Annotated in this window: 18 protein-coding genes; 5 read left to right on the top strand and 13 right to left on the bottom strand. The window is 63.2% G+C overall.

Going from position 1 to position 21,949, the window contains the following annotated elements; all coding sequences use genetic code 11:
- Positions 1-64: 64 nt before the first annotated feature.
- Positions 65-2,374: a Tex family protein gene (locus FHT75_RS06745; protein ID WP_097622959.1), complete on the bottom strand. Its 2,310-nt coding sequence runs from the start codon at positions 2,372-2,374 to the stop codon at positions 65-67.
- A gap of 229 nt (positions 2,375-2,603) precedes the next feature.
- Between FHT75_RS06745 and glyS the strand changes: the two genes are divergently transcribed.
- Together glyS and FHT75_RS06735 are read left to right on the top strand one after the other, a co-directional pair.
- Positions 2,604-4,718 (top strand): glycine--tRNA ligase subunit beta, encoded by a 2,115-nt coding sequence (gene glyS / locus FHT75_RS06740; RefSeq protein ID WP_097622960.1) that lies wholly within the window; start codon positions 2,604-2,606, stop codon positions 4,716-4,718.
- Positions 4,719-4,772: 54 nt separating this feature from the next.
- Positions 4,773-5,261 (top strand): DUF523 domain-containing protein, encoded by a 489-nt coding sequence (locus FHT75_RS06735; RefSeq protein ID WP_047613861.1) that lies wholly within the window; start codon positions 4,773-4,775, stop codon positions 5,259-5,261.
- A gap of 79 nt (positions 5,262-5,340) precedes the next feature.
- On the opposite strand, the gene FHT75_RS06730 is transcribed toward FHT75_RS06735, so the two are convergent.
- From FHT75_RS06730 to FHT75_RS06685, 10 genes are all read right to left on the bottom strand, one after another.
- Entirely contained in the window at positions 5,341-7,164 is a 1,824-nt protein-coding gene (locus tag FHT75_RS06730) for a methyl-accepting chemotaxis protein (RefSeq protein WP_063476435.1), read from the bottom strand.
- A 432-nt stretch (positions 7,165-7,596) separates the two neighbouring features.
- The gene (locus FHT75_RS06725; RefSeq protein ID WP_028756689.1) at positions 7,597-8,058 is read right to left on the bottom strand and encodes a plant virulence effector HPE1-like domain-containing protein; all 462 of its coding nucleotides are present in this window, start codon (positions 8,056-8,058) and stop codon (positions 7,597-7,599) included.
- Between the two features lie 105 nt (positions 8,059-8,163).
- Entirely contained in the window at positions 8,164-9,435 is a 1,272-nt protein-coding gene (gene purD / locus FHT75_RS06720; RefSeq protein WP_028756688.1) for a phosphoribosylamine--glycine ligase, read from the bottom strand.
- 64 nt (positions 9,436-9,499) lie between these two features.
- Positions 9,500-11,434, bottom strand: coding sequence for a DUF2207 domain-containing protein (locus tag FHT75_RS06715; protein ID WP_097622961.1), 1,935 nt, complete (start codon positions 11,432-11,434; stop codon positions 9,500-9,502).
- Positions 11,435-11,471: 37 nt separating this feature from the next.
- Positions 11,472-12,734 carry a 3-phosphoshikimate 1-carboxyvinyltransferase gene (locus tag FHT75_RS06710; RefSeq protein WP_097622962.1) on the bottom strand — a complete coding sequence of 421 codons (1,263 nt, stop codon included), beginning with the start codon at positions 12,732-12,734 and terminating at the stop codon, positions 11,472-11,474.
- A gap of 89 nt (positions 12,735-12,823) precedes the next feature.
- Positions 12,824-13,375 (bottom strand): LemA family protein, encoded by a 552-nt coding sequence (locus FHT75_RS06705; protein WP_097542856.1) that lies wholly within the window; start codon positions 13,373-13,375, stop codon positions 12,824-12,826.
- Positions 13,376-13,437: 62 nt separating this feature from the next.
- Entirely contained in the window at positions 13,438-13,989 is a 552-nt protein-coding gene (locus FHT75_RS06700; RefSeq protein WP_097622963.1) for an AAA family ATPase, read from the bottom strand.
- On the bottom strand, positions 13,986-14,942 hold the full coding sequence (locus tag FHT75_RS06695) for a glycine--tRNA ligase subunit alpha (RefSeq protein WP_097622964.1): 957 nt from the start codon (positions 14,940-14,942) through the stop codon (positions 13,986-13,988). The genes FHT75_RS06700 and FHT75_RS06695 overlap by 4 nt, the downstream gene beginning before the upstream one ends.
- A 290-nt stretch (positions 14,943-15,232) precedes the next feature.
- Positions 15,233-15,424 carry a membrane protein gene (locus FHT75_RS06690; RefSeq protein ID WP_003556931.1) on the bottom strand — a complete coding sequence of 64 codons (192 nt, stop codon included), beginning with the start codon at positions 15,422-15,424 and terminating at the stop codon, positions 15,233-15,235.
- 18 nt (positions 15,425-15,442) lie between these two features.
- Positions 15,443-16,303 (bottom strand): S49 family peptidase, encoded by an 861-nt coding sequence (locus tag FHT75_RS06685; protein ID WP_047615364.1) that lies wholly within the window; start codon positions 16,301-16,303, stop codon positions 15,443-15,445.
- 196 nt (positions 16,304-16,499) lie between these two features.
- On the opposite strand from FHT75_RS06685, the gene FHT75_RS06680 reads away from it, so the two are divergent.
- Positions 16,500-17,840 carry an Nramp family divalent metal transporter gene (locus tag FHT75_RS06680; RefSeq protein WP_097622965.1) on the top strand — a complete coding sequence of 447 codons (1,341 nt, stop codon included), beginning with the start codon at positions 16,500-16,502 and terminating at the stop codon, positions 17,838-17,840.
- Here FHT75_RS06680 and FHT75_RS06675 read toward each other — a convergent pair.
- Together FHT75_RS06675 and FHT75_RS06670 are read right to left on the bottom strand one after the other, a co-directional pair.
- Positions 17,837-18,613 (bottom strand): tRNA1(Val) (adenine(37)-N6)-methyltransferase, encoded by a 777-nt coding sequence (locus tag FHT75_RS06675; protein ID WP_047615361.1) that lies wholly within the window; start codon positions 18,611-18,613, stop codon positions 17,837-17,839. The genes FHT75_RS06680 and FHT75_RS06675 overlap by 4 nt on opposite strands.
- Before the next feature lie 6 nt (positions 18,614-18,619).
- Positions 18,620-18,847: a DUF2007 domain-containing protein gene (locus FHT75_RS06670; RefSeq protein ID WP_024321294.1), complete on the bottom strand. Its 228-nt coding sequence runs from the start codon at positions 18,845-18,847 to the stop codon at positions 18,620-18,622.
- A gap of 108 nt (positions 18,848-18,955) precedes the next feature.
- Between FHT75_RS06670 and FHT75_RS06665 the strand changes: the two genes are divergently transcribed.
- On the top strand, positions 18,956-19,972 hold the full coding sequence (locus FHT75_RS06665; RefSeq protein ID WP_028756705.1) for a polyprenyl synthetase family protein: 1,017 nt from the start codon (positions 18,956-18,958) through the stop codon (positions 19,970-19,972).
- A 133-nt stretch (positions 19,973-20,105) separates the two neighbouring features.
- Complete coding sequence (locus tag FHT75_RS06660) at positions 20,106-21,941, top strand: tetratricopeptide repeat protein (RefSeq protein WP_028756706.1); 1,836 nt, start codon at positions 20,106-20,108, stop codon at positions 21,939-21,941.
- Positions 21,942-21,949 lie beyond the last annotated feature (8 nt).

The raw sequence follows: 21,949 nt of genomic DNA, 5'->3' as shown, positions 1-21,949 counted from the left end.
ATTTAGCACTCCCTTCAGAACGCTGCCAAACTGTTGCATTTTTGCCGAAACACCGGCTAAACCCTTATTTTCTCTTCATGGCTTCGGCAAGCGCCGCGCCGAAGGCGCCCTGGCTCTCCGGCTTGGCAGGCGCCGGCCGGCGCTCGTTCTGCGGCCGGGAGCCCTGGTTGCCGCGAGAATCACCACGCGGCGGCGGTGCGGCAGAACCGTCATCGCGTTTCATCGACAGAGCGATGCGCTTGCGCTTCGGGTCGACTTCGACGACCCGCACCTTGACGACATCGCCCGCCTTGACGACCTCGTGGGGATCCTTGACGAAGCGATCGGCAAGCTGGGACACATGCACCAGACCATCCTGGTGCACGCCGATATCGACGAAGGCGCCGAAGGCGGCGACATTGGTCACCGTGCCTTCCAGCACCATGCCGGGCTTCAGGTCGGAAATTTCGTTGACGCCCTCGGCAAAGGTCGCGGTCTTGAAGCTCGGACGAGGGTCTCGGCCGGGTTTTTCCAGCTCGGCGATGATGTCTTTGACCGTCGGCAGACCGAATTTCTCATCGATGAACTGGCGCGGATCGACCGATTTCAACACGGCGCTGTCGCCCATCAGCGCACGCAGGTCGCGGCCACAGGCGGCGACGATCTTCTTGGCGACGCCATAGGCCTCCGGGTGCACCGAGGAGGAATCAAGCGGCTCCTTGCCGTTGGGAATGCGCAGGAAACCGGCGCATTGCTCGAAGGTGCGGCCGCCGAGGCGGGCGACCTTCAGGAGATCCTTTCGCGTCTCGAAACGGCCTTCGCTGTCGCGGTGGCGAACGATGGCATCGGCGATCGACGGGCCGAGGCCGGAAACGCGCGACAGCAGCGGTGCAGACGCGGTGTTGAGATCGACACCGACGGCGTTCACCGCATCTTCCACCACGGCATCGAGCGAACGTGACAGCTTCTGCTGGTCGACGTCGTGCTGATACTGGCCGACGCCGATCGACTTCGGCTCGATCTTGACGAGTTCGGCCAGCGGATCCTGCAGGCGCCGCGCGATGGAGACGGCGCCGCGCAGCGACACGTCGAGATCGGGAAACTCGGCCGCCGCGGTCGCCGAGGCGGAATAGACCGAGGCGCCGGCTTCCGAGACGATGACCTTGGTCGGCTTCGGCGCCGGCAACTCGGCCAGCATATCGGCCACCAGCTTTTCCGTTTCGCGGCTGCCGGTGCCGTTGCCGATCGAGATCAGTTCGACATTGTGCTTGCGGATCAGCGATGCGAGCTCGATCTGGGCGCCGCGCACGTCGTTCCTCGGCTGGAAGGGATAGACGGTCGATGTCGCCACCACCTTGCCGGTGCCGTCGACGACGGCGACCTTGACGCCAGTGCGGATGCCGGGATCGAGGCCCATCGTCGCGCGCGAGCCGGCAGGTGCGGCCAAAAGCAGATCCTTGAGATTGCGGGCGAAGACATGGATCGCCTCCTCTTCGGCCCTTTCGCGCAGTTCGCGCATCAGGTCGAGGGACAGCGACATGGAGAGCTTGACGCGCCAGGTCCAGCTTGCGACCTCCATCAGCCAGCGATCGCCGGGGCGGGTCGCACCGATCTCGTAGGCGGCCGCGATCATGCGTTCGACCGGCTTGTTCGGAGAAGCGGTCTCGGCGTCGGCCTCGATCGTCAGCGTCAGCACCTCCTCGTTCCAGCCGCGCAGCATGGCAAGCGCGCGGTGTCCCGGCGCGGTCGCCCAGCGTTCGGAATGGTCGAAATAATCGGAAAACTTCTCGCCCGACGCCTGCTTGCCGTCGACCACCCTGGCCTTCAGCAGCGAGGCCTGGCGCATATGAGCGCGCAATCTGCCGAGCAGGTCGGCATTTTCGGCAATGCCTTCGGCGATGATGTCGCGCGCGCCTTCGAGCGCCGTCTTCACATCCGCCACGTCGGCGGTGACGAAGCCTTCGGCCAGGACCGCCGGCTCGCTGGTGCGCTCAGTGAGGATTGCCTCGGCAAGCGGGCCGAGGCCGCGTTCGCGGGCGATTTCGGCGCGAGTTCGGCGCTTTGGCTTATAGGGCAGATAGAGATCCTCGAGCTCGGCCTTGGTTTCGGCGCCTGAGACCTTGGCCATCAGCTCGTCGGTCATCTTGCCCTGGCCGGTGATCGATTCGACGATCGCGTCGCGCCGGGCTTCGAGTTCGCGCAGATAGACCAGCCGCTCGGCGAGATTGCGCAGCTGCGTATCGTCGAGCCCGCCCGTCACTTCCTTGCGGTAGCGGGCGATGAAGGGCACGGTGGCGCCTTCGTCGAGCAGCTCGATGGCGGCTTTGGCCTGGTCGGGCCGGGCGTTGATTTCGGCGGAGATGCGGGCTGCGAGGAAACGGAGGTCTGCGGCCATGGGGTTCCTGGGGATTTCCTGTTTCGACTGAGGTGGCGGGACCATAGCGGCGAAAAGCGGCAAGGCAATGTTGGAGTTATCAGGCAGACGCCGATCCACAGGATAAGCATGCCGGAAAGACGGCGATTTTGCGGTTGTGCAGATGCGCCATTCTTTGCTAGCAGAAGCAACGTTTTGACCCGGCGCCCACGCCATCCCTCCCCGGTCGTGGGAGGCAAGGAAATTCGACATGCCAAACCTTCTTCTCGAACTCCGCTCCGAAGAGATTCCGGCCCGCATGCAGCGCAAGGCTGCTGGCGACCTGAAGAAGCTCGTCACCGATGCGCTTGTCGAAGCGGGCCTGTCCTACGAGGGCGCGCGCGAATACTGGACGCCGCGGCGACTGGCGCTCGACATTCACGGCCTGACGGCACGCTCGGCCGATGTGCGCGAGGAGCGCAAGGGACCGCGCACCGACGCCAACGAGAAGGCGATCGAAGGTTTTCTGCGCGGCGCCGGCCTTTCCTCGGTCTCCGAGGCGCAGGTGGTAAGCGATCCGAAGAAGGGCGATTTCTACGTCGCGGTCATTTCCAAGCCCGGCCGCGCGACCGAAGAGATCGTCACCGATATCATGCCTGGCATCATCCGCGATTTTCCCTGGCCGAAATCGATGCGCTGGGGCAAGGCTTCCTCCAAGCCCGGCGCGCTGCGCTGGGTGCGGCCGCTGCAATCGATCGTCTGCACCTTCGGCCCGGAGCATGAAGAAACCACCGTCATCCCCCTCGAGATCGACGGCATCACCGCTTCCAACATCACCTATGGCCATCGTTTCCATGCGCCCGAGGCGATCACCGTCCGGCGCTTCGAGGATTATGCGGCGCACCTGGAAAAGGCCAAGGTCATCCTCGATGCCGAACGCCGCAAGGACATTATCCTGCACGACGCCCGCGACATCGCCTTTGCCAACGGGCTGGAGCTGGTGGAAGACGAAGGCCTGCTGGAGGAAGTCTCCGGCCTCGTCGAATGGCCGCAGGTGCTGATGGGCAGCTTCGAGGAGGATTATCTCTCGATCCCCTCGGAAATCATCCGGCTGACGATCAAGACCAACCAGAAGTGTTTTGTCACCCGCAAACAGGGTGAAGAGACGCTTTCTAACAAGTTCATCCTCGTCTCCAATATCCAGGCAAGCGACGGCGGCAAGGAAATCGTTCACGGCAACGGCAAGGTCGTGCGGGCCCGGCTTTCGGATGCGCTGCATTTCTGGAAACGCGATCAGGGCAATTTGCCGGATCTCGAAACGCTCTCAGCTTCGGCGGCAAAGTTCGGCCTCGACATCAAGAAGCCGCTCGACCAGCGCATGGCCAAGCTCGATGCGCTTGACGTGACCTTCCATGCCAAGCTCGGCACACAGGGCGCGCGTGTCGCCCGCATCCGCGCGCTCGCCAAGCAATTGGCCGACATCACCGGCGCCGACCCGGCTCTCGTCGATCGCGCCGCCGTGCTGGCCAAGGCCGATCTGCGCACCGAAGCCGTCGGCGAATTCCCGGAACTGCAGGGCTTGATGGGCCGCAAATATGCGGCGCTGCAGGGCGAGGATGCCTCCGTTGCCGCCGCGATCGAGGACCATTACAAGCCGCAGGGCCCGTCGGACCGCGTGCCGGAGGACAGAGTGGCGATCACGGTCGCGCTTGCCGACAAGCTCGATACGCTGATCGGCTTCTGGGCGATCGATGAAAAGCCGACCGGTTCGAAGGACCCGTTCGCGCTGCGGCGGGCGGCCCTCGGCGTCGTCAGGATCCTCTTGGAGCGAAGGATCCGCCTGCCGCTGCTGGCGACGACGAAGGATATCGATCTCCTCTCCTTCTTCCACGACCGTCTCAAGGTCTATCTGCGCGATCAGGGCGCCCGTCACGATCTCATCGATGCCGTGCTGACTTCAGATGCCGACGACCTGTTGATGGTGGCGCGCCGCGTCGAAGCGCTGACGGCCTTCATCACCTCGGAAGACGGCAAGAACCTGCTTGCCGGCACCAAGCGCGCGACGCAACTGCTCGCCGCCGAGGAAAAGAAGGGCACTGTGATTGCCGATGGCGTGTCGCCGGCGCTTCTGACGCTCGATGCCGAGAAAGAGCTGTTCGCCGCAATATCAGGCGCCTCGAAGGATGCCTCGGACGCGGTCGCCCGGGAAGATTTCCGCTCGGCGATGGAAGCGCTTTCCAAGCTGCGTGGTCCGGTCGACCGCTTCTTCGAAGACGTGCTCGTCAACGACGAGGACGCCGCCATCCGCGCCAACCGTCTCGCCCTGCTGCGGCTAATCCGCGAGGCGACCGGAACGGTTGCGGATTTCTCGAAGATTTCGGGGTGATGTTCTGCTTCGGCCGGATGGCGTTGCCGCCATTACGGCGCTATTCAAGCAGACATGCAAAGCAAGATTCTCGTCAGCGCCTGTCTCATGGGGCACGCCGTCCGCTATGACGGGCGGGCGAAGCCGTTGCTTCATCCGGTGATCGAGACATGGCGGGCCGAGGGCCGGCTGGTGACGATCTGTCCGGAGATGTCGGCGGGCATGACGGTGCCGCGGTCGCCGGCGGAGATCGCAGAGGCCGCAACCGGCGAAGAGGTGCTGGCCGGCAAGGCGCGGGTTGTCGAACTGACGGGCGCCGATGTGACGGAAGAGTTCCTGCTGGCGGCAGAAAATGCCGTGGCGCTCGCCAGGCAGGCCGGCTGCCGTTATGCGCTGCTCATCGACGGCAGTCCGTCCTGCGGATCCGGTTTCATCTATGACGGCACCTTTTCCGGCCGCAAGCAGGCCGGCAACGGCGTGACGGCGGCAGCGCTGAAAGCTGAGGGGATCGAGGTGTTTTCCGATCGAGAGATCGAACGGCTGATCGAACGTATCGCGCAATGAGCTTCAAACGGCACGGCCGCCGGAGAACCGACGGCCGCTAAGAATTTGGTGATGAAAAGGCTTGTTGCCTCCGCGCCGTTTAAGCGGCGCGGCGACCTTGATGCATGGCCGGGGCAGCGCTTTCGCCACTGACGCGGAAGCCGCGGATGAGGTCGATCAGCTCGTCGGTGTCGCTGGCGAGCGTCTCGGCCGATGCCGTGGTCTCTTCGGCCATGGCGGCATTCTGCTGGGTGGCGGCATCGAGCTGGTTCATCGACGACGAGATCGAACGCAGCGTCGTGTCCTGTTCGGAAGCGCTGTGGGCGATCTTGGCGACGATCTCGTTGGCGGCCTTGATCTGGTCGGAGATGCGCTTCAGCGCCTCGCCGGCCTCGCCGACCAGACGGACGCCATGGTCGACCTGGCTGGAGGAGCGGGCGATCTGGTCCTTGATCTCTTTGGCGGCCGCGGCGGAACGCTGGGCAAGTTCGCGCACTTCCTGGGCGACGACCGCAAAACCCTTGCCGGATTCACCGGCACGCGCGGCCTCGACGCCGGCATTCAGCGCCAAGAGGTTGGTCTGGAAGGCGATCTCGTCGATGACGCCGATGATCTTGGTAATCTCCGACGACGACTTCTCGATGCCGCTCATCGCTTCGATCGCCTGGGTGACGATCGCGTCGCTATGGTTGGCTTCGGTGCTGACCGAGTGGACCCGCTTGCTCGCCTCATGGGCGCCATCGGCCGTCTGACGGACGGCAACGGTAAGTTCGTCGAGGGCAGCGGAGGTTTCTTCCAGGCTGGCCGCCTGGCGCTCGGTGCGCTGCGACAGCTCGTTGGAGGCGCGGCGGATCTCTTCCTTGCTGGTGCCGATATCGGTGCCCTTGGCGCTGACCTTGGCCATGGCAGCTTCGAGATGCGACAGCGCATCATTGAAGTTGTCGCGCAGGGCGGCGTATTTCTGGCCGAGATCGGCGCAGCGCACGGTGAGGTCGCCACGGGCGATCATCTCCAGCGCCTGGCCGATGGTCGCCACCACACGCGCCTGGAGCGCTGCCTCATCCTGCTGCTGGCGCTGATTGTTCTCGCGCTCGCTTTCCAGCGCCAGCTGCTGGGCCGCCTCGCGATCCGACATCGCATGGCGCTCCCTGATCTTTTCCTGCAGCGACTGCGTCGCCTTGGCCATCATGCCGACTTCATTGTTCATGCCGATATGCGGGATGGCGATGGAAACGTCCTCTTCGGCGACGGCCTTCAGGGCGGCATGGACGTTGTTGAGAGGTCCCGATATGCCGCGGATGACGAGGTAGGCGGCCGCCATGGCGAGGAAGAACAGAACGATGCTGCCGGAGAGCGCGGTCAGGATCGTGCTGTTTATCTGCGCATCGAGATCGTCCATGTAGACGCCGGTGACGACGACGATTTTCCAGGGTTCGAAGGCCTGTCCATAGGCGGTCTTGCGATAATCGCCGACGGGTTGGCCCGGTTTGACCGTGGAATAATATTCGACGAGACCGCCGCCCTGCTGCCCGAGCTTGACCAGCTCATCGCGATAGAGCTTGCCCTTGCTGTCCGGCTGGCCCTTGTTGATCTGCCCGACTTTCGACGCATCGTAGTGGAACACCATCTGGACGTCGTAGCTATAACCGAAGAAATAGCCGTCCGGATCGTATTTCATCCCGTTGACGGTGGCATAGGCCTGCTTCTGGGCCTCCTCCAGCGTCATTTCGCCCGCGGTTACCTTGGCCTGGTAAAGCTTGAGAACGGAGACCGCCGACTGAACCTCGGCGCGGAGCATGTCATAGCGCTCCTTGTAGATCGCATCGACCGAAGAGCGGATCTGCAGGGAGGTGGCGATCGCAAAGGCGATCATCAGGCCGACGACCAGCAATATGAGCTGCTTCGATATCTTCAAATTTTTCATGACGCCTCGCAACGGGAATGAATGGCTGCATTCCGGTGCGGTTTTCTACCGCCTGTGCGAGCGCGCCGAAAAAGAGAGCGCGTCTACCGCTGCTAAAACAAACATGCTGCGACCGGGTAAGTAACAATTGATGCTTACCCTATAAAAAAGCTTTAATTTTATTGGACGCGGCGCGAACTTCCCTCAAAATCAGGGGGTAGAGTTACAAGGCAGACGCCGGATTTTCATCCGCCGGCCCAATATCATGTCGAACTCTCAGCTTGCCCGGCGCATCAAAACAGGAATGCACCCCCGCTGCTCATCGAGGGTGCATTCGGTCCACCAGTGGTGGACCCCCAAACGATCGAAACCTTGATCAGGTGGGGCAGGGAAGTTTTTGCCTTTACGCAATTCCGGACGGAAAACCGCTTCGCACTTTTCCTGGAAGTTGCTCTAAAAGCGCAGTTCGAATTCGGAAACGTTGAGGGCTGCCGGTTGTTCCGCCATGCCGGCGGCAACAGGCTTGGCGTCGCCGCCGATGACGGCGGCGGTCGTTGCGCTCATGTCGATGCCGTCGGCCGGCGGGGCGGAGGGTGCTGCGGCAAGCATCGCTTCCGGGGTCGCCTTGCTGACGAAGACGACGGGCGAGCCGCCCATCCAGCCTTCGGTGCGATAGATCTTTTTTTCGCCGCCGACGTCGCGGATTTCACTCGCCTGGAGGACGCCGGGCTTCAGCTCCGGCACCGTGTAGTCCTTCTTGCTCACTTCGGCCTGGAGCGGCGGACAATTGGCACAGCTTTCGGTGACGATGCTGCCGTCAGCGCGCGGCGCGGTCTTGCCGACCACCTCTATCGAGGACGCCATCGCAGAACCTGCCATCAGCAGGATTGCCGCACCGAGGAAAATCTGACGCATCAACGCACCTCCGTCTCACTATGGGAGCGGTATAGCGCAGCTTTGTTTCCATCCCGTCAGGGGAAAGGGTAAAAATTTAAAGAATGCGGTCGTTTACACCGTATCTCAGGCTTTTTCGCGCTCGATCGCCCGCCAGCCGATGTCGCGCCGGCAGAAGCCGTTTTCCCAGGTCACCCTGTCGAGCAGCGCATAGGCGCGGTCCTTGGCCTCGGCAACCGTGCCGCCGGTGGCGGTGACGTTCAGCACGCGGCCGCCGGTCGCAACCAGCGCGCCGTCCTTCAGAGCCGTGCCGGCATGAAACACCTTCTCGCCCTTACCTGCATCCGGCAGGGAGAGGATCGGCGTGTTCTTCTCGTAAGCGGCCGGATAACCCTTGGAGGCCATGACCACCGTCAGCGCCGGATCGTCGCTCCATTCGGCCTTGACCTGGTCGAGCGTGCCGTTGGCGGTGGCAAGCAGCAGCGGCAGCAGATCGCTCTTCAGCCGCATCATCATCACCTGGCATTCGGGATCGCCGAAGCGGACATTGTATTCGATCAGCTCCGGTCCCTTCCGGGTGATCATTAGCCCGGCGAAAAACACGCCCGAGAAGGGATGACCGCTCTCGGCCATGCCGCGCATCGTCGGCTCGATGATCTCCTTCATGGTGCGCTCGACCATCTCCGCGGTCATCACAGGCGCCGGCGAATAGGCGCCCATGCCGCCGGTATTGACGCCGGTATCGCCCTCGCCCACCCGTTTGTGATCTTGGGCGGTTGCAAGTGGCAGCGCATGTTTGCCATCGCAGAGGCAGAAGAAGCTCGCCTCCTCGCCGTCGAGATAGGCTTCGACGACCACTTCGGCGCCGGCAGCGCCGAAGGCGCCTTCGAAACAGTCGTCGACCGCGGCCAGGGCTTCATCCAGCGTCATCGCGACCGTCACGCCCTTGCCGGCGGCAAGGCCATCGGCCTTGACGACGATCGGCGCGCCCTGGGCGCGGATATAGGCTTTGGCCTTCGGCGCATTGTTGAAACGCTGATAGGCGCCTGTGGGAATGCCGTAGCGGGCACAGATATCCTTGGTGAAGCCCTTGGAGCCCTCGAGCTGGGCCGCAGCGGCGGACGGACCGAAAACCACAAGGCCATCGGCACGCAAGCGGTCGGCGAGGCCGGCAACCAGCGGCGCCTCCGGGCCGACGACGACGAAATCGATCGCCTTGTCCTTGCAGAAGGCCGCGACCGCTTCATGATCCGCGATGTCGATGGGCACGAGGACGGCGTGTTCGCCGATGCCGGGATTGCCGGGTGCGGCGTAGAATTCGGTCATCAACGGCGATTGCGCCAGCTTCCAGGCGAGCGCATGCTCGCGTCCGCCCGATCCGATCAACAGAACCTTCATGCGCGACCCTTTCCTTTTGCCCCTGGCGGTTAAGGGCCAAGGGCCCAAAGGTCAAGCGGGAAAGCTACCAGCCCCCGCCTCCACCGCCTCCTCCACCGCCGCCCGACGAACCGCCGCCGGAAAAACCGGAGGATGAGCTGGATGGCGGCGGTGCCGGAATCGTCGAAGCGATGGTCGAGGCCATCGACGAGGAAAAGCCGCCGATACGATCGGAAAAGCTGCCGCTGTTGAAATTGCCGGAATACCAGGCGGGCGCATAGGTGGCAGCCGCACCGGCAGCGGCTGCCGCAAGCCAGGTTTCGAAGGTGCGCGACCAGGGCTTTTCGACGCCGAGCGCCACCGCATAGGGCAGCAGCGTCTCGAAATGCTGCGGCGACATTTCCGGCGCGCCTGCCGTGTTCATCCGGTCTTTCTCGGCCAGCGTCAGATATTGGCGCAAGCCGTCTATGCCATCCATCATCTTGGCGCCGAGCGGGGTCGGCGCGCCCATGATGAAGAAATAGAGGATGTTGAGCAGTACTATGCCGCCGACGGCAAACAGCATCGGCGTTTCATGCAGTTCCACCAGCGACGAGGCAAGCGCCAGGACCACGGTCGCCAGGATGCTGATGCCGACGAAAACGCCGATCGCCGTGGCAATGATGGCGATGATCTTGCCGAACAGCGACCTGCCGCGATGCAGCGACCGCATGAAGCCGGCGACGAACACCGCGACAAAGACCGAGATGGCGATCGGGATCAGCATCAGCGCGATGGTGTCGGGCTGCAGCGACCCAAAGACGAACAGCGCCACCAGGGCGGCGGCGCTGAGCGCAATGCCGCCCGTGGTATAACCGAGGTTGGAATTGTAATATTTGCCGCGGTGCTCTTTCTCGATCGCCGAGCGGAAAGCCTGGCCGACGGACTTCACCCGCTCGCCATTGGCCTTGTCGATCGTCAGCGTCTTGCCGGCGCCGCCAGCGGCCTTCAGCAGTTCGATCTCGCCGGCCTGGAATTTCTCTTTGCCGAGCGCCTTGCCGGTGCCGCGGATGACAATCGAATTCTTCAGATCTTCGAGCTTGACGTAACCGCGAACCGCAAGATTGAGGGCGGTGGCGGAAAGGGCGGTCCAGCCCTCGCCGGAAAAGCCCTTATTGTCGATGTAGTTGACCAGTGCCGGCGAGATACCATCAGGCGCGTCCCAGCGGGGCACGACGACACCGCGGGCAGGATCGCGACCGACCTTCAGCCATGATCTGAGATAATAGGCGAAAACCAGGATCAGCCCACCGAAGCCGATGAAATAATCACGGTTGTCCTTTAGCCACCATGTGCTTTCCATATCCGTGCTCGGCGGATCGATCGAGCCCTTCGGCATCTTGATCGCGAAGGTCAGGCCTTCGTTAGGACCGAGAGGCGCGGTGGTGGAAAAAACGATGCCGGCGCCGGTTTCGCTGGCGCGGGCGTTCTTTCCAGTTGCGCCCTGCCGGCCGGTGAAGAAGGTCGTCTCGGTGGCAGTGACACCCGGTGGCAGCGTCACCGTCGCCGTCGCCGAGCGGATCGGGAAGATCCAGCCATTGCCGGTGACGTTCCAATAGAGTTCGTCATGATCGTCGAAATAACGGATCTGCCGGTTGGTCCTGTAGGTAAAGGCATATCGATGACGGCCCGGTGTCACCGTCACATCGGCAGAACCGGCATAGATGCGGATGCCGCCCGATATCGATTCAGTGTGCCAAGGCTCATCCGCGCCATCGCGCTGGACCGACACCATATCGAAATCGACGCTGCGGCGACGGCCCGAGGCATCGGTGAAATAGAGCGGAAAATCGCGGAAGATGCCGTGATTGATCCGGTCGCCCTCGGCATTGACGGTGACCGTTTCCGTCACCGTCATCGCGCCGCTCTTTTCCAGCACGATGTCGGAGGCAAAATTGTCGATCACCTCGGCGGCAAAGGCCGCCGGGGCGGCGAGCATCAACAGCAGTGCAAAGCAAAATCCGAAAAACCGACGCCCCATCCCTGTCTCTCCGTCGGCAGCCTCGGCTGCGTTTTCGTCAATCCTTGTCCCGATATGTCACGCCGAGTGCCGCCAGTGTCCGCCAATAGGCAGGGAAAGTCTTGCCGACGCAATCGGGATCGAGAATGGTGATGCCGTCGATCTTCAGCCCGGCGAGCGCGAAACTCATGGCGATACGGTGATCGGCAAAGGTATCGATCTCGGCCGGCAGCGTTTGACCGGCGAGAGCAGGATCTGAATGAACGATCAGATCGTCGCCCTCCTCGACAGCCAGACCTTCGCGGATATTGTTGAGCCCCGTGGACAGTGCGCGAATGCGGTCGCATTCCTTGACGCGCAGATTGGCGATGCCGACGAAGCGAACCGGCGTCTCGTTGAAGGCGGCAAGCACGGCAAGCGTCGGAACGGCATCCTGCATCTGCGAACCGTCGATCTCTGCCGGCAGGTGCGGGAATGTGGCGATGACGTCATAGGCGCGGGCATCCGGCTGCGAGAAGGTATCGGAGGGAACACCGAGATCGATCGCGCCGCCGGTGAGAACCTCGGCGGCCCAGAGATAGGTCGCAGCCGAGGCATCGGGCTCGACGATGAAGTCGGCGGCGCGGTAGCCGGTCGGCTCGACGCGCCAGGTCACCGGACTGGTCTTGTCGACCTTGGCGCCGAAGGCCTTCATCGCCGCGGTGGTCAGATCGATATAGCCGAGCGCGCCGATATCCTCGCCGACGAGTTCGATGTCGACGGGGCGGTCGCCGCCGGCCGCCATCATCAGCAGCGCCGAGACATACTGGCTGGACAGGCCGCCGTCGATGCGGATGCGGTCGGCCTGGAAGCGGCCGGTGCCCCTGACGGTGACCGGCGGGCAGCCGGTTTCGGCGCTCACGTCGATGCCGAGCGTGCGCATCGCCTCGACCAGCGGGCCGATCGGGCGCTTGCGCATATGTTCGTCGCCGTCGACGATGACGGTGCCGTCGACCAGAGCCGCCGCCGCCGTCAGGAAGCGTGTCGCGGTGCCGGCATTGCCGAGGAAGAGCGGCGCCTTCGGCGGCTGCAGCCTGCCGCTGCCGGTGACGACGAAGGTGGTGTCATCGGGCTCGTCGATCGAAACCCCCATGGCCCGCAGCGCTTCGGCCATATATCGCGTATCGTCGCTCTTCAGCGCGCCCGTCAGCCGGCTGGTGCCCTTGGCAAGGCCGGCGAGCAGAAGCGCGCGGTTGGTGATCGACTTGGAGCCCGGCGGCATGGCGCGGCCCGAAAGCGGCTTGCCCGGCGGGGTGATCGTGAGTTTGGCTGTGCGTGTCATGCTGTTCTTCCGTCCATAAGGCGACCATTACCGGCCGCAATCCGCCCTTGCTCTTAATCGCTTTCTGGCAAAGGCAAAATGCCGGATCGTCAGAATTTCACGGTGGGGACGGCGCGGTCGGCCTCGTTGGTGATTTCGAAATAGTCCCGCTTGGCAAAACCGAACTGGCCGGCGACCAGATTGGACGGGAAGCTTTCGACCTTGACGTTCAGGTCGCGGGCCGCGCCATTGTAATAACGGCGCGCCATCTGCAACTCGCCTTCCATGGTTTCCAGCGAAGCCTGCAGCTCGGCAAAGTTCTGGTTGGCCTTGAGATCGGGATAGGCTTCGGCGAGCGCGATGAGCCGACCGAGCGCCTGGCCGAGCAGCCCTTCCGCCTGGGCCCTGCCCGCGACATCGCCCGATGGCACGGCCTGCGCCTTGTTGCGGAGCTCAACCACCTCTTCGAGTGTCGACTTTTCATGGGCGGCATAACCCTTGACCGTCTCGATCAGGTTCGGGATCAGGTCGGCGCGACGCTTGAGCTGGACGTCGATGCCCGACCAGGCCTCTTCCGCCATCTGCCGCGCACGAACCAGGCCGTTGTAGATGAAGACGAGATAGAGCGCGACCAGAACGATGACGCCAAGCGCAATATACATCGCGAATCCCCCCGCAGCGAAGTAATGTCGGGGCGGAGACTACGCGGGTTTGCCGGCTGCCGTCAAACGCCGATATCGGCGAGGATCCGGGCCGTCGTCTGCTCCGGTGAAAAGCCCGTCGTGTCGATTTCGACGGTGCGTTCAGCCAGCCCACGCAGCAGTTTATGGTTTGCCCGCAGCCGTTGTAACGTCGCCGTATCCGTCAGCTTGAGCGCCTCAGCCCGGCCGGGAGCAACAAGACGCCTGGCATTCTCCTCCGGGGCGCAATCGAACAGGATCGCCACGAGATCGGCGCCTCTCGCGGCGGCCGGATCGCTGTACCAGGAGAAGGTCGCAGCGTCATCTGCGTCGTCCGATAGAGCATCGGTAAAGACGAAGCTTTCGGCAGGGTCCGCGCGCGCGGCATGGTCGAAAAACGCGTGGCGAATCTGCCCTCTCAGCGAGGCGTGCAGCGGATCGCTGCGGGAGAACAGAGCCTCGGCAGGATTGAGCAGTGTATGGTTGTCGATGAGCCGCGCGCCGAGCCTTTTTGCCAGCAAGCGACCGACAGTCAGCTTTCCAGTGCCCGGCCAGCCGTTGATATGGATGATACGGCCGACAGGGTTTTGCGTCACGCCGTCTCTTTGGCCAGATTGACGCCGCCGGCGTCGGTCAGCAGGAAGGCTTCGCCGCAGGCCTTGGCAAGGGTGCGCACCCGCAGGATGTAGCTCTGACGCTCGGTGACCGAGATGACGCCGCGGGCGTCGAGCAGGTTGAAGACGTGGCTGGCCTTGATGCACTGGTCATAGGCCGGGAAGACGCATTTGTGCAGGCGCTGGTTGGCGTTATCCCCCGGCGCGCCGGCATCGAGCAGCGCCGGGCATTCCTTCTCGGCGTCGACGAAGTGGCGATGCAGCATCTCGGTATTGGCGAATTCGAAATTATGGCGCGAATATTCCTGCTCGGCCTGCAGGAAGACATCGCCATAGCTGATCTTTTCGTCGCCTTCGCGGCCGTTGAAGTTCAGGTCGTAGACATTGTCGACGCCCTGGACATACATGGCGAGGCGTTCGAGACCATAGGTCAGTTCGCCTGCGACCGGCGAGCATTCGATGCCGCAGACCTGCTGGAAATAGGTAAACTGCGAGACTTCCATGCCATCGCACCAGCATTCCCAGCCGAGGCCCCAGGCGCCGAGCGTCGGGCTTTCCCAGTCGTCCTCGACAAAACGGATGTCATGCAGCAGCGGATCGAGGCCGATCGCCGCCAGCGAGCCGAGATAGAGCTCCTGCAGATTGGGCGGGTTCGGCTTCAGGATGACCTGGTACTGGTAATAATGCTGCAGCCGGTTCGGGTTCTCGCCATAGCGGCCGTCGGACGGGCGGCGCGACGGCTGCACGTAAGCCGCCTTCCACGGCTTGGGGCCGAGGGCGCGCAACGTTGTGGCAGGGTGGAAAGTGCCGGCGCCGACTTCCATGTCGTAGGGCTGCAGCACCGCGCAACCCTTGTCCGCCCAGTAGCTATGCAGGGTCAGGATCAGCGCCTGGAAGGAGCGCTTCGGGTTCATATGGTCTGGGATAGCTGACATCGAACGGCACCGATTGCTTGGGAATTATCGGCGCGACAGGTGCCATGGAGGGCGACGGGGGTCAAGACTTTTGCGGCGGCGAGAGGCGGCTGGGGCGATATGGAAGAGGAATTCGGCTGCCCCTCACCCTAACCCTCTCCCCGCTCGCGGGGCGAGGGGACGTGCCAAACGCTGCGGCGAGATTGAGGATGCCGGTGCGGCATATTTCCCTTCTCCCCGCGAGCGGGGAGAAGGTGCCGGCAGGCGGATGAGGGGCAAGCGCCGGGTGAGAGGCCGGTATAGTCCCGCCCCTATTCTCCCTCGCGCTTCAGCCGGTATTCTCCCGTCGCCGGATCCTTGACCAGCGTGCCGATGGCGCCCGTCTGGCGCTCCTTTTCAGCGCGGCGCGATTTTTCGGCGAGCTTGCGGGCATCGGAGACGAAGCGGCGGTAGAGCCACCAGGCTGAGAAAACCAGGATCAGGATAGTAATTAACTGCGGCATGCCCCTCTCTTGCTCCCTTCAAAGCCCGAAACGGCTCCACAATGCTCTCTCTTCCGCCGCTTCGACAAGCCCCGTTGCGAGACCGGATGCAGCCCCTTCGAGCGAGACCGGCGAGACGCCGGGAATCCGGCGGCCGAACAGGCCGCGGCCGGCGGTGACGAGCTCCAGCTTGGTCTTCTGGCCGTAGCGCCGCTTCAATTCCTGGCGCATGTCGCCAAGGCCATCGATGAGGCCGAGTTCGAGGCCGCGCGTGCCGCTCCAGAACAGGCCCGAGAAGACCGCCGCATCGTCCTGCAGCTTGCCGGCGCGACGCTCGCGCACCATCGAGATGAAGACCTGGTGGATTTCGAGCTGCAGGCTCTTCAGATACTCGATATCCTTTTCCTTCTCCGGCTGGAACGGATCGAGGATCACCTTGTTTTCGCCCGCCGTATAGACGCGGCGCTCGACGCCGATCTTCTTCAACAGTTCGGGAAAGCCGAACCCGCCGGAGACGACGCCGATCGAGCCGACGATGGAGGTGGCATCGGCAATGATCTCGTCGCCGGCGAGCGCGATCATGTAACCGCCGGAGGCGGCGACATCCTCGACGAAGACCAGAACCTTCTTCTGCTTCTCGCGGGCGAGCTCGCGAATGCGGGTGAAGATCAGCCGCGACTGCACGGGCGAGCCGCCCGGCGAATTGATGGAGATGGCAACCGCCGGCGCGTCCTTCATGGCGAAGGCCTTTTCCAGGACCGGGGAGACATTGGCGAGATTGAGGGTTGGCCGGAACTGGCCGCCGCCGCTGATGATCGCCCCCTGCAACCGGACGACCGGGATGGTGATACCGTCCTTGCGGAACCGTTTCGGCAGCAGCTTTCTCAAGAATCCGGCCATTTCCCATCCTTTGCTTCAGGTCGCACGCTCGCAATTTGCGATCGGCATCCATGTATGCGCTGGAACGCCAAACGCAATGGCCGCGTTCCTGAAAACATCGGCCCGAGGCATCGGGATTGATTTTCTTGTTGCGAATGAATTGCATTATCATTCTAATCCGTCATAGTGCACCGACGCTAAAACAGGTGGAAATCGCATGGACGTCCTCAATCCGAATGCAAAGAGCGGCTGGCGGCACGAACGCGGCGAGGCGTCGCTGTCCGATGTCTACCGCACCGTCGGAACCGGGCGTCACAGCTCGATGTGGCGAAGGGCGGCAGCCTTTGCCGGGCCCGGCTATATGGTCGCCGTCGGCTACATGGACCCCGGCAACTGGGCGACCTCGCTCGCCGGCGGCTCGAAATTCGGCTATGCGCTGCTCACCGTCGCGCTGCTTTCCAACCTGATGGCGATCGTGCTGCAATCGCTCTGCGCCCGCCTGGCGATCGCCTCCGGCCGCGATCTTGCGCAGGCTTGCCGCGACGCCTTTCCGAAATATGTCTCGGTGCCGCTGTGGGCCTTTGCCGAAATCGCCATCATCGCCACCGATATCGCCGAGGTGATCGGCACGGCGATCGGCCTCAACCTCTTGATGGGCATCCCGCTCGAACTCGGCGTGCTGATCACCGCGCTCGACGTCTTCGTGATCCTCTTCCTGCAGAAGCTCGGCTTCCGCTGGGTGGAAGCCTTCATCATCGCGCTGCTCGGCGTCATCGCGATCTGCTTCGGCGTGCAGATATTGCTTGCCGACCCGCAATGGAGCGCCGTCCTCACCGGCTTCTTCCCGACAACGGAGATCGTCACCAATCCCGAGATGCTCTACCTGGCGCTCGGCATTCTCGGCGCCACCGTCATGCCGCACAATCTCTACCTCCACTCCGGCATCGTGCAGACGCGGGCCTATGGCCATACTATCCCTGAGAAGAAGGAGGCGCTGACCTTTGCGACGATCGACTCGACGGTCGCATTGTGCTTCGCGTTGCTGATCAACGCCTCGATCCTGATCCTGGCGGCTGCCGCCTTCAACGCGCATGGGAAGACCGACGTCGTCGAACTCGGCGAGGCGCATTCGCTGTTGTCGCCGCTGCTCGGCCTCGCCATCGCGCCGACGCTGTTCGGCATCGCGCTTCTCTGCTGCGGCCTCAATTCGACGGTGACGGCAACGCTTGCCGGTCAGATCGTCATGGAAGGCTTCCTGAAGATCCGGCTGAAGCCATGGGTGCGCCGGCTGATCACCCGGGCGATCGCCATCGTGCCGGCGGCAATCGTCACCATCTGGTATGGCGATCAAGGCACGGCCGAGCTTTTGATCCTGACGCAGGTGGTGCTCAGCCTGCAGCTTTCCTTCGCCGTCTTCCCGCTTGTGATGTTCACCGCCAGCAAGGCCAAGATGGGCGAGTTGGTGGCGCCGCGCTGGCTGAGCGGCATCGCCTATGTGATCGCGGTCGTCATCGCCGGATTGAACGTCAAGCTGCTCTTCGACTTCGTCACCGGCTAAATTCTGGTGTAAGCCGCCCGGCCATTGTTGAAATCATCGACGAGAGGGGAGAACTTGTGGCTCCCCTCTTCGTGCATGATCAGAGGCGCGCGCAGCGACAGCCGCGCCCGCGATCCCTTGATTGCGGTCACCAGGATCCGGACGGCATTTTCACCCGGACGCGGGTGGATGGCTGTCAATTCGAGGCCGCCGAAGCGACGGCCGCAGGCGAGGATGATTTCGGCGATCGACTGGGGCCTGGCGATCAGCGACAATTGGCCGCCGGGGATCATGATGGCGCCGGCCGTGCGGATCCAGCTTTCGAACAGGCCGTCGGTCATCGCATGGGCTTCGGCCTTCAGCGCATCCGGCGTGCGTCGGTCGCCGGCATCATTGAAGGGGGGGTTCATGATGACGTGGTGGAAGCTCTCATCGGTAAGGCCGGCATCGTTGCGCGCCTTGGCGGTCAGGGTCACATCGGCCTCGACGACGCTGACGCGGTCCGCGACATGGGCATTGCCGGGCAAGAGGATGCTGCGGCGGGCATAATCGGCCATCTCGGCCGAGCGCTCGAAGAGCACCACCTCTGCATCGGCAAGCCGCGAGGCGACGGCAAGGCCGGCGGCACCGGCGCCGGCGCCGAGATCGGCAACCCTGACCGGGCGATCGTCGGCGACGAGAGCCGCAAGCAGCATCGCATCCATGCCGGCGCGATGGCCCCTGCCCTTTGGCTGCACCACATGGAAGGCGCCGCGGTGGAAGGCATCGATGGTGTCAGTGGTTTCGCCTGCCATCGGAGCTCACTTCCGCTCGCGCAGCTCGCCGCCGAGACCGGCATCGATGAGGATGCGGCGCGCCTGATCGGCCATCTCCTCGTCCACCAGCAGGCGGCGCGACAGCATGCCGAGCGAGCCCTCCAGCACGCTCATGCCCTGATCGGCGATGAAGCAGTGAATTCCGGCATCCTTCATCAAACTCTCGGCATAGGAGAGAAGAACGGGGTCGTTGGCGCGGATAAGCTCATGCATTTGCCGTCGTTTTCCTTCCAATTTCGCTCAGCGCGACAATTCACCCCTTGCCGCGTCCATCGCCCCTTTCTATTGTCAGGTGCAATGAATGAATAGGAGTCCGGGTCGTTGGGCGTGGTCATACCGCTTGAAGAAAGCAAAAACAAACTGGCATCCATAAAGCCGCTGGTCGATCTCACCAGGGCGGATATGGAGCGAGTAAACCAGCTCATTCTGTCCAAGGCCGGCTCCGACGTGCAGATGATCCCCGAAGTGGCGAACCATCTGATCTCATCCGGCGGCAAGCGGCTGCGGCCGATGCTGACGCTGGCTTCCGCCTCGCTGTTCGACTACAGGGGCGAAAACCACGTCAAGCTCGCCACATCGGTCGAGTTCATGCACACGGCGACGCTGCTGCATGACGACGTCGTCGACGAGAGCGATCTGCGCCGCGGCAAATCGACGGCCCGGATGATCTGGGGCAACCAGGCAAGCGTGCTGGTCGGCGACTTCCTGCTCGGCCAAGCCTTCCGCATGATGGTCGATGTCGGCTCGCTCGATGCGCTCGACGTCCTGTCCTCGGCCGCCTGCGTGATCGCCGAAGGTGAAGTGCTGCAGCTTTCCGTCGCCAAGAACATGGAGACGACGGAAGACGATTATCTCTCCGTCATCCGCGCCAAGACGGCCGCTCTCTTTGCTGCCGCCGCCGAAGTCGGGCCGATCGTCGCCGAGGCCGGCCGGTCCGGCCGCAACGCCCTGAAATCCTATGGCATGAATCTCGGGCTCGCCTTCCAGCTCGTCGACGACGCGCTCGACTATGGCGGCAAGGCTGCCGATCTCGGCAAGAATGTCGGCGACGATTTCCGCGAGGGCAAGATCACTCTGCCGGTCATTCTCGCCTATCGCCGCGGCACTGAGGACGAGCGCGCCTTCTGGCGCGATGCGATCGAAGCCGGCAACAGCACCGACGCCAACCTCGAAAAAGCGCTGGGGCTGATCACCAAATATGGCACGCTGAGCGACACGATCGGCCGCGCGATCCATTACGGCACGATCGCACGGGATGCGCTTGCGCCGCTTCCCGATACCGTCTGGAAATCCTCCCTGATGGAAGTGATCGACTTCTGCATCGAGCGCGTCAATTGATCAATCGTCCTTGATCGCAGGCTGATTTTCTTGCAGCGCCGCTTCAAAAAAGCCATCCTGTTATGAATCAGTGATCGCAACTTGTTTTGCGGCCGGCCCCATTGCCGGGACGCTGTCGAAGAAAGGTTTCCTAATGCGGCAGAGATTTGCCATCCGTCTTCTTACGAGCGCAGCGCTGGCCGCTGTCCTTTCGCTGGGCGGCGTCGGCGGCGTCAACGCCGAGGATGCGGCCAAGACGGGCGATGCCGCAAAGACCGACAGTTTCTTCGATGCCGATAGCGTCACCAGTTTCTCCGGCGCCTTCCTCGCCGCCCGCACGGCCGATGTCGATCATGACTACGAAACCGCGATCGAACTCTACAAGAAGGCGCTGCAGATCGAACCCGGCAATCCCGAGATTCGCCAGCGGCTGATGATCTCGCTGCTGCTCAATGGCGACATCAAGGAGGGCGTCAAATATGCCAACGACCTGAAGGGCGATCCTTCCGTCGAGCGCATCACCACGATCGTGCGCGGCATGGATGCCGTGCGCCGCGACGACTACAAGACCGCCGAGGCCATCCTGAAATATAAGGGGCCGAACGATCTCGACCGGATGATGAACGACCTGCTGCTTGCCTGGGCCCGCGTCGGCGCCGGCCGCGGCAAGGAAGCGCTCACCATGGTCGAGAAGATGAAGGGACCGGACTGGTTCCGCATCTTCCAGAATTACAATGCCGGGGCGATCGCCATCGCCACCGGCGATGTGAAGTCCGCCCGCAAGCATCTGAACGATGCCGTGCTCGACAAGGAAGGCGGTGCGACGGCGCCCGACACCTTCATGCGCGCGGTGATGGCGCTTGCCCGCCTCGAAGCAACGCAGGGCAATAAGCAGAAGGCGCTCGACGCCGTTTCCGTCGGTGACAACCTGCTGCCGAATTATGCGCCGCTGAACGCGCTGCGCGACAGCATCGAAAAGGACGAGAAGCAGGAACAGCAGGTCAAGACAGCCGAAGAAGGGGCTGCCGGCGTGCTGTTTTCGGTCGGCGGCGCACTGAACCGCGACGGCGCCGAGGACATCGTTTCGCTTTACCTGCAGACGGCCAATGCGCTCGATCCGAACAGCGCCGATACGCTGGTGCTGCTCGGCGGCATCGCCGAGAAGCAGAACCAGATGGACCGCGCCATCGCGCTCTACAAGAAGGTGCCGGAGAATTCGCCGATGCGGCGCATCTCCGAGCTGCAGCTCGGCCTTGCCCTTGCCCAGGGCGGCAAGGTGGACGAGGCGCGCAAGCATCTGCAGGCGCTGATCACCTCCGACCCGAAGGACATCCGCAGCTACCTCGCCTATGGCAGCGTGCTATCCGACGCCAAGGACTACGAGGCGATGGCCGCCAATTACGACAAGGCCGTCGAAGCGATCGGCCCCATTCCCGGCCGCGCCAACTGGAGCGTCTTCTTCCAGCGCGGCATCGCCTATGAACGGTTGAAGAAGTGGGACCAGGCGGAGCCGAATTTCCGCAAGGCGTTGGAGCTCAACCCCGACCAGCCGCAGGTGCTGAACTATCTCGGCTATTCCTGGATCGACATGAACCGTAACCTCGACGAAGGTCTCGGGATGATCAAGAAGGCCGTCGATCTTCGCCCTGACGACGGTTACATCATCGATTCGCTCGGCTGGGCTTATTTCCGCCTCAACCGCTTCGACGATGCCGTCGACGAGCTGGAGCGGGCCGCCCAGATCAAGGCCGGCGACGCGACGATCAACGACCATCTCGGCGATGCCTATTGGCGCGTCGGGCGCAAGCTCGAAGCCGTCTACCAGTGGAACCGGGCGCTCAGCTCCGAGCCTGAGGCTGCCGAGATCCCGAAGATCAAGGACAAGGTCGCCAACGGCCTGCCTCCCGTCAGCGACGATGCCAAGGCGGCCGACAAGAAGCAGCCGGATCCGGCCCCCGTCACGCCGCCGCCGGTCGACAAGAAATCCTGACGGGCGGG

Source organism: Rhizobium sp. BK112, from assembly GCF_014193215.1.
In the GTDB taxonomy this organism is placed as follows: domain Bacteria; phylum Pseudomonadota; class Alphaproteobacteria; order Rhizobiales; family Rhizobiaceae; genus Rhizobium; species Rhizobium anhuiense.
Note: the sequence above shows the minus strand (reverse complement) of the source record. Positions and strands in the feature narration are given on the sequence as shown.